We start from the raw sequence: 10,903 nt of genomic DNA, 5'->3' as shown, positions 1-10,903 counted from the left end.
AGTAAACACTCCTGAGCTTTCTGCGCTCATGATATGCCTCCCGGTAGTTTAAACGGACCAGTGAAGCTTACCATAGCGCGGACATCTGAATTGAGCCACAGGCGGACATTACTATTGAGCCATTACAACCTTGGTGCGCTTAATGAACCTTATGTTGAATTATGGTTAAGTAGTCGATTTTATGGTTGGAAGTGCCTGTTTGCAGTAAAATGCAGTTCATTACCTTTAACCACTGGAACTAGACATGGCTAATGAAGATCTCCCCTCTGGGTGCAAACGCTGTAAAGGATGCAATCAGGTTAAACCCTTCGAAGAATTCGGTAAGGAACTTAAGGGTAAGTTTGGCCTTAAAAGTAAATGCAAGTTGTGCATTAGCGATAAAAACAGAAATTATGCTGCCGGTTCCGGTGCAGGTGTAAAACTCCAAAACAATAAAAAATACCAGACCGAGCATAAGAGTGAACTGGCAGAAAAGATGAGAGTAAGACGGGCAAAGAAAAAATTTGGAGATAACTATGAAGCATATCTAGCATCTTTAGAAAGGATTAAAAACCTCTGATAATTACATAACAACCTTAGTCAATAAGACACAAAGATTATGTATTGTTGCTTTTATTTCAAAGCATCAACTTTATTGAAAAGTTACGCTATACACTGTGCAATTTATTATGCTGATTTAATTTGGTGATTATATGAGTTGTCATGACAGAGACATCAATAAGATCCTTCAATCATTCACTCACTTAATGGTTGAAGCAAAAAAAAGCATCTTTCATTCAAAATCAATGAAGGTTCAAGGTCTTCAGTTAGTAGATGAGTTATACATCCGTGCCCGGACGGGAAAAATGTCATACCTCGGTTCGTCGGTACTGGTAGTCGCAACCATTTCAGTGAAGACCCCAGGCAAAGGATTTTTCAGACAGTTACTCTCGAAATTAAAAGAAGCAGCTGAGACAAATAACTACATCTTAAAGGTTGAGAATGTCATCAGCACCGAACTTAGGGAGTTTCTTATCAGAGAGGGTTTTTCATTTCCTGGTGAACGGTGGATGTGCGGTTCCGGCTACTGGGCTCCATCATCACTTAGGCTTAATGACCAATTAAGCACCCTCCCCGTCTAATATGAGGCCGTAAATGTTCATAACCCCTGAAGTTGCTTATGTCTGCGAGCTGTTACATAAATATGATGTACTTCCACTCGAATGTGATGGTCATACTATGGTTGTAAGTTGCCTGCTAGATAGATTCTGTATACCGCACCAGCGCATCGTTGGAGAAGTAACGTTGGCTGGAACTGGCCAGATAATTCGACCTCATCTGTGGATAGAGTATGACGAATACATAATAGATTACCGCCTCCGCATGTGGGCAAGGAAAACCGAAGATAATGTTAGTCTAGTGCCTCATGGCATCTTTATCGAAGATAAAAGTCAGGCAATTTACACTGCTCAAAGAATTGCAAATAAAGCCATGATATCAGACTCGATAATTGATTTTATGACAGATGGGTTATGGACTAAGATTCTCCTAGAAATCCCTGGTAAAAAAAGAATTACATAAAGCAGGAGGATTAAGTTTGTTCATAAAGTTTTTCTTCACTGACACTCAAAGCAAAGATGTCTTTTTCCAAGCACCAATCTTAGAAAATATTTGCTTTTCTACTGACTCAAGTTGGTTCATTAAAAGATGATAGTTGAATCGCCACGGATAATCTAGACACTTCCGAGCCGTTGATAATACTGGTTTTCATATTCTGTCGGTGAAATCTGATCGCTAGAACCATGCCGACGCTTACTGTTATAAAACATTTCGATGTAATCAAAAATATCGCTGCGGGCTTCTTCCCGCGTTCCGTAGATCTTTTTCTTTATCCGTTCGCGTTTCAACAATTGGAAAAAGCTTTCTGCAACCGCATTATCATGGCAGTTACCGCGACGGCTCATGCTGCCCTCCAGGCCGTGTGATTTCAGGAACGACTGCCACTCATGGCTTGTGTACTGACTGCCCTGATCCGAATGAACCAGCACCTGTTTTTGGGGATTACGCCGCCATACAGCCATCAGCAGTGCGTTCAGGACAATGTCCTTTGCCATCCGGGATTGCATGGACCAGCCGATAATTTTGCGTGAGAACAGATCAACAACCACGGCAAGATACAGCCAGCCTTCGTGGGTTCTGATGTAGGTTATATCCGTTACCCAACGCTCATTCGGAGCATCCGGATTGAACTGTCGCTGGAGCCTGTTGGGCGACACGATACTGGCCTCGCCTTTACGTGCCCGCGGGCTCCGGTATCCGACCTGAGCCTTTATCCCGACACGTTTCATCAGTCGCCAGACTCTGTTCACTCCGCACTGTTGCCCGCTGTCCCGCAGATCCAGATGGATTTTACGATAACCATAGACGCATCCCGATTCCAGCCAGAACTGTTTAATCTGTCCTGTCAGTCTCAGGTCTGCCTGATGGCGTTGTGAATGCGGCTGCTGAAGCCAGGCGTAAAAACCACTGGGATGAACATCCAGCACCCGACAGAGCAGGCGAACAGGCCAGCAACAGGTGTTGTCACGGATAAAGGCGTACCTCAGTCGGACAGCTTTGCGAAGTACGCCGCTGTAGATTCAATCTGTCAATGCAACACCCCTTTCAATTATCTCTTTCGGTGTTTTGAACTTCAGTGTCTTTCTCGGTCTGTTGTTTAGCTGAGCAGCAACCAGATCTAGTTCATGTTGAGTATATTGGGCAAGACATGTCTTTTTAGGAAAGTACTGCCGAATTAGCCCATTTGTGTTCTCATTTGTTCCCCGCTGCCAAGGACTCTGAGGATCGCAGAAGTAAACTTTAACGCCGGTGCTGACAGTAAATTCCAGATGTCTGGCCAGTTCCATTCCTCTGTCCCATGTCAGTGATTTTCTGAGTTCTGACGGTAAACTCAGGAATTTGTCGGTAAGAGCCTGATTTACTGAGACAGAATCTTTGCCCCTGAGTCTAAGGATGATCGTATAACGTGATTTTCGGTCTACAAGTGTGGCTATATGAGAGTTTTTTGTACCTGAGACTAAATCGCCCTCCCAATGCCCCAGAGAGCGTCTGTTATCGATATTTCGGGAACGTTCGTGAATTGGTGTTCCGTTCACTATGTTAATCGTACCTCTTTCGCCTTTGCGGGTATGACGCCTGCCATGGCGAAGGCTATGCGACCGTCGCAGATGCTGTATATTCAGGTGGTGTAGCGCTTCACGGCTACGAAAGTACAGCGTTTTATAAATTGTCTCAGGTGATATTCGCAGCGTTTTTTGACGTGGTTTTGTTCGCCTTAACCATCCTGATATTTGCTCTGGAGACCATTTCATCTCCAGCTTTTCCAGAACAAGCTTTCGCAATGGTAAATTTTGATCCAGTAAGCACGGTTTTGGCCTTTTCGCCATTCTGTTGGCTCGGTTATTAGCATCAACAGCTTTGTAATAGCGTCTGCCCCGATTACGCTGAACTTCACGTGAGATCGTCGAAGGACTGCGATTCAGCGCAGTAGCTATCGCACGAATGCTCATTTTGGCTGACAAACCAGCTCGTATCTCCTCGCGCTCAGACAGTGTCAGGTGAGCTACAGCCCGCTTACGCTCATGGGGTTTTATGCCGCCAGTATCCCTTAACATAGTGAAGATCGTTCCGGGTTTTGAACCCAGGATATTCGCTATTTCACTGAAGCCTGTTCCGTTCTTCCATAGTTCAAAAACAGAGGCTTTTTCCTCTGCTGTAAATGTTCGTCTCATTCAAAAAACCTCCGCAACCCCATGTTTTCACATAACTGTTGCGTTGACCAATTGAATCTACAGCGGCTTTTTTTAATATGTCCCGTTCGTCGGTAACCCGTTTCAGCTCTTTCTGGAGACGGCGGATCTCGGCCTGAACATCTGACTGTTCTTTATTAGTGGAAGAATCCGGACCGTACTTCTTTATCCAGGCGTAAAGGCTGTGGGTGGTGATATCGAGACGTGTTGCAACGCTGGCAACAGAATAACCGCGATCAACAACCTGTTTGACTGCTTCAATTTTAAACTCTTCGGGATAACGCTTACTGCTCATGGGCACCTCTCTTTAAGCCATCTTAAATGACTCTGAGGTGTCTGTTAAACCCGTGGCGATTCAAGTCAGGAGTCTCAGCTCCAATGTTCCCTTCCCACTTTAGAATCAATTCACTTACCTTCCCTTTTAATGTTGCAAGGAGAACAAGCTGTTTCTTCGCGAATACAATCTCTTCCTGATGTATGTTTTTCTTTGCCATTGTAGTGTAGGTTCCATATCCATGTTGATTTATGTTAAGGATTACATTTTATTAACAATATTTTTATTGATTGTAAACACAAATCTCAATGGAATAGCATGAATTAAAGTCATCACGACCATTTTACCTAGTAGTATCAGCATGATAGTAAGTGAAATCAGATTATAAAAAGCAGATAGTCATATCGAACAAAAAGATAATTGAAATAAAACAAAAAACCATCACTGTTAAGTGATGGTTAATGATTTCAATATGGAATTATTTAGTAATCAAACAAAATAACCAGGATTATTAATCAGATCACTTTGTTGAGTACTATGTGCCATTTCAACAAATTCAGACACGCTTGTAATTTCATTGAGTGTGGTGATTGCGAATAATCGAAAAGAAAACTCTTTATTACCTTTTCTTGGGTAGATGTTCAGGAAAAAATTCAACTTTTGACCAACCGGACACATACTTGAAACCGCAGCATAAGATTGTGTCTGTCTGAGGTACTGAGTGAGGAATTGAGCAAGATCAACACCCTCATCAGACGTTAACGACCTGGATGTCTGAACCTTTAATAACCTTACAAGGTTATCTATGGCGGTCTGAATAGGAAGAAGTTCTATCTGAGGAACCTTCAAAAAATCAGCTATGATAATACCAAGTAACTGGCTCTGATCGTTCATGAAATTATGGATATAAAGAAAGTGTGAGTCACCGAATCTTTCAGCAGAATCATACTTAAAATTCCATTCATTCAATACTGCACTGTACTTCATTTTATTCATGGTTAGCTCCTCTTTATATAAAAAAAGATTAACGCAACATTCATCGGTGACGAAATTCTAAGACCCGTTAATTTCGCCCCCTATTGGGGTCATAAAAAATTGTCACGCTACGGCCTGTCTGGCAGAATCCCCTGAAACCGATTTGCGATAAGTAACCCTGATGAAAAACCTCATTAATGATGTTGCGACTGAAGCACGGGCATTACTGAACGGTATCCTCGCTGACTGTGATACCGATGACACAACGGGCACATGCCTATTTGCCAGTCTGCTATTAGCTCGTCTGGCACATAGCAAAGGGTTATCAGCTGTGATTAGAGGTGGCGATGGGAAATCTGACGGCGGGTTATTCACTATGTATGGCGGGTTCGGTCATTACTGGTGTGAGATCTCCAACAACGATGAATTCCATATTGTTGATATATCGGCAGATCAATTTGGCTTCGAAGGAGTTATCGTTAAGAACATCAAAGAGGTAGAAGGCTGGCCACGTTACATCCCTGGAAACCAGGATGTCGTAAATGCTGGAGTTGAGGAGCTCTTCAACCACGGATACTAAATGGTCGAGTCTAAGTGCGATTTATACACCTCAAAACGCCCCCATTCTCGATTCAAGAATTATTGATTTACAAGTAATATCAGAAATATTTAGTTCACTCTAAGGCAAGTGAATGAAGAAGAAATTACCGTCATGGTCACCAGCTGAAGATCTGAAGCTTATAAAAGGGCTTAAGGATGGTTACTCATTTGCAGCGCTTACGTCCATTCTTGGATACAATGAAAGGATAATCCAGTTAAGATGTATCGAGTTGGATTTATACCTTCTCATAAGAGAAAATCTCTCCGAGCCTAACGAAATTACCCTCAAGCCTAACTCTTCAATCAGAGTGCCACCGGCTGAACCAGCTTCAGGTATAACTCTTAAAACCCTGCTAGATAATGGATGGGTAGCACACTGCATAAATGGTGAAAATGTTCTGTACTCTCCAGAATGGTGGCGAACAAGAAACACAAGCCTGTTAGTACCCGAAGATGAGGATACTGATCAGCTACATAAGAAAACATCTTCACACCTCATTACCGGTAAACCGTGGACTCCTGACGATACTCGGGTCTTACTTAAGGCGATACAACATGGTATCAGTAAAACGGCACTTGCCGAGCTTACCTTAAGAAGCCATCAATCCACTCTTCAGCAACTTATAGAGCTTGGAATGATTACCGTGGGCGCTGAAGACGATTCATCTAGTACGGTTATATGGTTAAATAAAAAAATAAGTTCTGCGAAATTATCAAAAAAACGTTTTCTTGATGTCCTGCCACTAATCGAATTCGGCTGGCACATTGATGGATTCGACCTTACCGCCCCAGATTGGTGGAGCAAGCATATAGTGCTTAATGAAATTATCTATGAAACCGTACCAGATAAAACCATTTCAAATTACCCGGCCAGAACTGACATTGATTGTGATAGTGAAAAACCACAACAAATTAAGGAAAGATCAGTGCCTGAACGGAACCAAAGAGAACCACAAAAACCAGCCAAATGGGTATGTGGAAACTATAAGTTTTTAATTACACTTCTATCTGAGCATCGTTCAATAGAAGTGATTGCCAAGAAAATGAATAGGACAGATGGCGCGATTAGGTCACGTCTACAGCATATCGGTATAACGCGTTACGAGAAACCAACAAAACCTGGTGAAAAAGGAAGTGTCATTAAAGCTACATCAATTTCTACAGATATCTTCAGAAACCAGCCATTTTTTGTGAAGAGATTACTCATAGATGCCGGATGGTCTGAAAAAAACAATGAATTGCATTGCCCGGTCTGGTGGAGCAATTATCCACACAACGTTTAACGGGCTTAGTCACGAACTCTACCCTGGAGAACTATATGTTTGATTATTTTAACAGACCATTTGACACTTTCGACTGGGCGCTGATTATAGGATGCGGAATCCTTTTTGTCGGGCACTTTATCTGGAAAATCTTCTTCAGCGATGAAGGCCGTAGGAAAATTGATAATGAAGCGCCGCCTCCAATCATGACTCAGAAAGTAGATGATGAAACGGATGGTAAATAAGCACACAAAAATAAAACGCCCTTAAGTTATATATAGTACCTTGAACTATGTATATTGTGTATTAAGGCAGAGAAATCTGCCTTTTTATTTGACAATAAACTCTTTAGAATTATAGTGTATTGTATGTTTAACGTGTATAAAGGAATGAACCTTGTCATCGGTTAAAGTCAAAGCAACTATCGTAGAAGATAATACTGGCATTAAAAGTCAGCTCCCCATCTTGATCACCGAACAAGGTGAAGTTGGTTCAGTTACCGATTACTTGCTAAAGATGGAAGCTGATGGTGCTAGTAATGCTTTAATGAATGGTTTTATACAAGCCACTTCTTTGCTCTTGGATTACATGGAAGCCAACAAAGGATTATTTGAAGATCCTAAAATGCTATTCCAAACCTTTGCTAAGCGTCTTTACACAGGCACCATCGGTGAAGATGGTTTAGATCCCTCTGGCTTGTACTGGGTGCCAAGCTCAACTGATAACGTCAATAAACATATTCATCGATTAACGGCATTTACTGATTGGCTGGCTAACAAGCATGGCGCAGAGCCAATGAACCCTTTGCGAGATGCCACACCTCATGAGCAACGCCTTAATTACGCTGCTTGGTATCGAAAAAACCAAAATGACTTCCTTGGACATATTGAAGATAAAACCGTTAACAAAACCATCCGTAAAGCTCGCACAATGAAAGGACGTACTCCATTGACGAAAGCCGAAGACGATGCTTTAGCATTCCCAGATAAGCATTGGGAATCATTCTATAAAGATGGTATTGGCGGAGCAAAAGATCCACGAGTTGCGTTGAGAGATAAGCTTATGCTGCTCTTGATGCACGGTGGCGGTTTGCGTGAAAGCGAAGCTATTATGCTGTGGGTGACTGATGTACTTGAAGATCCGTATGACCCTGAAAAAGCGATAGTTCGAATTTACAACGAAGTCGATGGTAAAGCACCCGAAGGTTGGCGTAGTCGCTCAGGGACAAAAACCAGAGAAGCCTATTTACAAGAAAAATACGCTCGTATACCACGCAAACGAATGAAAGGCACGGCATACGTTGGCTGGAAAACAAGAGTTGTAGACCATCGAGATAACTACATACAAGTTCAGTGGTTTCCAACGGATTATGGCAAGGTTTTTATGTCACTGTGGAAGAGATACCAAAAATATCGAGCCAGTATTGACTGCCATCACACCTATGCGTTCATTTCATTCCATCACAGCGCCCTTGGAAACCCATACACTTTGAATGCGTTTCACCAAAGCTATGCGGCGGGATTAAGGCGCATTGGCTTAGAGCCAAACAAATCGGAAGGGTTCGACCCGCACGGTCATCGTCATAGTTATGGCAGACGCTTAGAGCGTTCAGGACTTAACCCGTTGGTGATACGACGATGTATGCACCATAAATCACTGGAGTCTCAAGTTCCCTACACAGGTAAAGGGCAGCAGGAAATTTCCGATGAACTCAACAAGGCCACGCTACAACTGGCAAATCCTGAGTCCAAAGTAAAATCGCTAGATTGGAAAGAGTTGGTCGAGCACGGTTTTGACGATATTGACCCGCAAGGCTATTTCACAGGCAAGCATCCGAAATTACGAGGTAAATAATGGCAAAAAAAGTCAAGAAACATGACGGGCGTACATCGGACTTAACGTTTAAATGGATGCTCACCACCCTTGGCCCTGAGTGGGAGCAATGGCAGGAATTAGCCGCTGAGTGGATGGCGACACAGCATGTGGGGGTTGACCACAAGCTTTCCGCGTTGAGCCGTTTTTTTGAGTCCTACCTGTTGGAGTGCGCTCCCTATGCAACTGATATTGGTCTGTTTTTCAAGGGCTACAATGGCCATATCTGCTCCACTGAAGAGCTAGAAGCTACTGTGAGAAAAACTATTAACGACCCCGTCAAAGTATCAAAATCTATCAACCACCTCGGTGACTTCATTAATTACGTCATTGAGCATCATCTATCTGAAGAAGATGATAGCGGCAACTTAATGCCACTGGTTCGCAATCCGCTGAGCAAAATTAAGAGGCAACAATCACACACTGAAACCGTGCGTAACCCACTTCCGTATCGTTACATCCAAGACCTGCGCCAAATTCTGTGTCCATTGCCAGATAAAGCGGAACTGACGGTGATTGAGCAAAACCTACCACAAGGCGAGTCGTTACTGCCTAGCTATCACTACCGACATTTCAAGCATTGGACATGGGCACAAGAGCAGGCAGGGCAAAGGAAATCAGGTGGCGATTGGTTTGAAGTTGAGCCTGACTTGATTGACAAATCTGACCCCGATTGTGTGTGGCGTACCAAAGAGGTGACTAGAGATAATAAAAGAATCACCCTCCACCAAATCTGGTCACCTGTCAAAGCGATGGTTATATTTATGAAGCTGCATCTGCCACTGCGCACCTATCAAGTGCGTATGTTAGACAGTGGTGAAGCGGATACGTGGCGTTATGAAAGCGGTCGTTGGAAGCTCAATGACAAGCATGACTTTGCGCTCGGTAGCGAAAAACGCCCTTTTGGTAAAGGCATCATTCGCCGTATCCATGACACCATGACAGGCCAGTATTCCACAGGTTTATATATCAACACCAACAAAACCGCTGACCAAAATAAAGACGAACTTGAGCGGGGCTACATCATCCCTTGGCAGAATGAGGAAGTATTATATTGGCTGGAAAAACTGCGTAACTGGCAGGAAAAATACAACCCTATAGTGAAACCGACAGACTGCACCACGCTGTTAACTAAACATATTGGCAAACATAAGTCACAAACCCAGTTAGAAAGCATGGGTGAAATCGCCTTTCTGTTTCGGGATGCGTCAGCGAAAGGAGAAGATAAATACAAACCAATTTGTGGGGCTGCGAATATAGCACCTTTCTGGTATCAATTGTTACTGGAATTGGAAAACCAGCTCGCTGAGCAAGGTAATACGCTTGATAATGGAGAGCGACTTAAACTGGTTGTGGATTACCCAGAAGACACTCCAGAAAACGCTAAGGTTGCCACAAATTTCCCCCTGCACAGCTTGCGTGTATCGCTGATAACTGCCTACACGATGGATACCCAATTGCCACTACCGGTCATATCCAAACTACTGGCAGGGCACTCACGTATCCTAATGACCATCTACTACAACAAAATTACCCCGTCCGTGATGGCGGAAAAAATGAGTGAAGCCGAGGGGGAGCTTGAGGGTAAAGCCAAGCAATCAGTGCGCAACTTCCTCAAAGATGCCTCACTAGCGCAAATTCAATGCAAAATGGTCTATCACAAAGAAGATAGCATTCAGGCGGCATTAGTTAACCGTAATCCCATCGGCTGGGAGGAGCGTTCAGCTGGCTTATGTTTGGTCGGAGGCAACACCGTAAAATCCGATGAAGTCAGTACGCTGGGCGGGTGCTGGAACGGTGGTGAGTTGATTAGAGATGCAAGTGCTGCCGTTAATCGCATCTATGGCAGCGTACCGCATGGCCCTGAAAACTGCATTCGTTGCCGTTGGTTTATTACTGAGGCGCGATACCTGCCAGCGCTTAACGCTCAGTTTAATCAACTTAGTTACAAGGCGCACCAAGCGGCTAACCTATCGGTTGAAATCGAGGGTGAGCTAGAAGCACTGTAAGCGTCGTCTGAGTACCGTCTGGTCCCGAATCCAGGATCCTGTAACTTAAGCACCCACTTATTTTGCAGGTGGACACCTCATGCGCGCTAAAGAAAGACTTCCCCGGAAACACTATTCCCCTGA

General features: G+C 43.5%; 10 protein-coding genes and 2 pseudogenes. 8 read left to right on the top strand and 4 right to left on the bottom strand.

Annotated features, from left to right (window positions below; all coding sequences use genetic code 11):
- Nucleotides 1-244: 244 nt before the first annotated feature.
- The 3 genes from OOJ59_RS27315 (at nt 245) to OOJ59_RS27305 (ending at nt 1,560) form a co-directional block, all read left to right on the top strand.
- A complete protein-coding gene (locus OOJ59_RS27315; RefSeq protein WP_009652923.1) occupies nt 245-559 on the top strand; it encodes a hypothetical protein in 315 nt (104 codons plus the stop codon).
- Nucleotides 560-692: 133 nt separating this feature from the next.
- Nucleotides 693-1,121 (top strand): hypothetical protein, encoded by a 429-nt coding sequence (locus OOJ59_RS27310; RefSeq protein ID WP_032155219.1) that lies wholly within the window; start codon nt 693-695, stop codon nt 1,119-1,121.
- A 13-nt stretch (nt 1,122-1,134) separates the two neighbouring features.
- On the top strand, nt 1,135-1,560 hold the full coding sequence (locus OOJ59_RS27305; RefSeq protein ID WP_016241518.1) for a hypothetical protein: 426 nt from the start codon (nt 1,135-1,137) through the stop codon (nt 1,558-1,560).
- Nucleotides 1,561-1,712: 152 nt separating this feature from the next.
- Here the strand turns inward: OOJ59_RS27305 and OOJ59_RS27300 are convergent.
- The 4 genes and pseudogenes from OOJ59_RS27300 to OOJ59_RS27285 form a co-directional block, all read right to left on the bottom strand.
- Nucleotides 1,713-2,606, bottom strand: a pseudogene (locus tag OOJ59_RS27300) (IS3 family transposase); the annotation flags it as partial.
- 12 nt (nt 2,607-2,618) lie between these two features.
- Nucleotides 2,619-3,770, bottom strand: a complete 1,152-nt coding sequence (locus OOJ59_RS27295; RefSeq protein ID WP_001254932.1) for an IS30-like element IS30 family transposase — start codon at nt 3,768-3,770, stop codon at nt 2,619-2,621.
- 64 nt (nt 3,771-3,834) lie between these two features.
- A pseudogene (locus OOJ59_RS27290) lies at nt 3,835-4,083 on the bottom strand (transposase); the annotation flags it as partial.
- 468 nt (nt 4,084-4,551) lie between these two features.
- A complete protein-coding gene (locus OOJ59_RS27285; RefSeq protein WP_007372203.1) occupies nt 4,552-5,058 on the bottom strand; it encodes a hypothetical protein in 507 nt (168 codons plus the stop codon).
- 160 nt (nt 5,059-5,218) lie between these two features.
- On the opposite strand from OOJ59_RS27285, the gene OOJ59_RS27280 reads away from it, so the two are divergent.
- The 5 genes from OOJ59_RS27280 to gmtZ all read left to right on the top strand — a co-directional run bounded on the left by OOJ59_RS27280 (nt 5,219) and on the right by gmtZ (nt 10,780).
- A complete protein-coding gene (locus OOJ59_RS27280; protein ID WP_016241897.1) occupies nt 5,219-5,617 on the top strand; it encodes a hypothetical protein in 399 nt (132 codons plus the stop codon).
- 112 nt (nt 5,618-5,729) lie between these two features.
- Nucleotides 5,730-6,920: a hypothetical protein gene (locus OOJ59_RS27275; RefSeq protein ID WP_009652915.1), complete on the top strand. Its 1,191-nt coding sequence runs from the start codon at nt 5,730-5,732 to the stop codon at nt 6,918-6,920.
- Nucleotides 6,921-6,955: 35 nt separating this feature from the next.
- A complete protein-coding gene (locus OOJ59_RS27270) occupies nt 6,956-7,144 on the top strand; it encodes a hypothetical protein (RefSeq protein WP_007372207.1) in 189 nt (62 codons plus the stop codon).
- A 151-nt stretch (nt 7,145-7,295) separates the two neighbouring features.
- Nucleotides 7,296-8,753, top strand: a complete 1,458-nt coding sequence (gmtY, locus tag OOJ59_RS27265) for a gamma-mobile-trio recombinase GmtY (RefSeq protein WP_016807536.1) — start codon at nt 7,296-7,298, stop codon at nt 8,751-8,753.
- Nucleotides 8,753-10,780 (top strand): gamma-mobile-trio integrase GmtZ, encoded by a 2,028-nt coding sequence (gene gmtZ / locus OOJ59_RS27260; RefSeq protein ID WP_048242292.1) that lies wholly within the window; start codon nt 8,753-8,755, stop codon nt 10,778-10,780. The genes gmtY and gmtZ overlap by 1 nt, the downstream gene beginning before the upstream one ends.
- The last annotated feature ends 123 nt before the right edge of the window (nt 10,781-10,903 follow it).

It is taken from the genome of Citrobacter sp. W9 (genome assembly GCF_026719375.1).
GTDB lineage: Bacteria > Pseudomonadota > Gammaproteobacteria > Enterobacterales > Enterobacteriaceae > Citrobacter > Citrobacter werkmanii.
The sequence above is the reverse complement of the archived record's forward strand: the minus strand, read 5'-3'. Positions and strand labels throughout refer to the sequence as shown.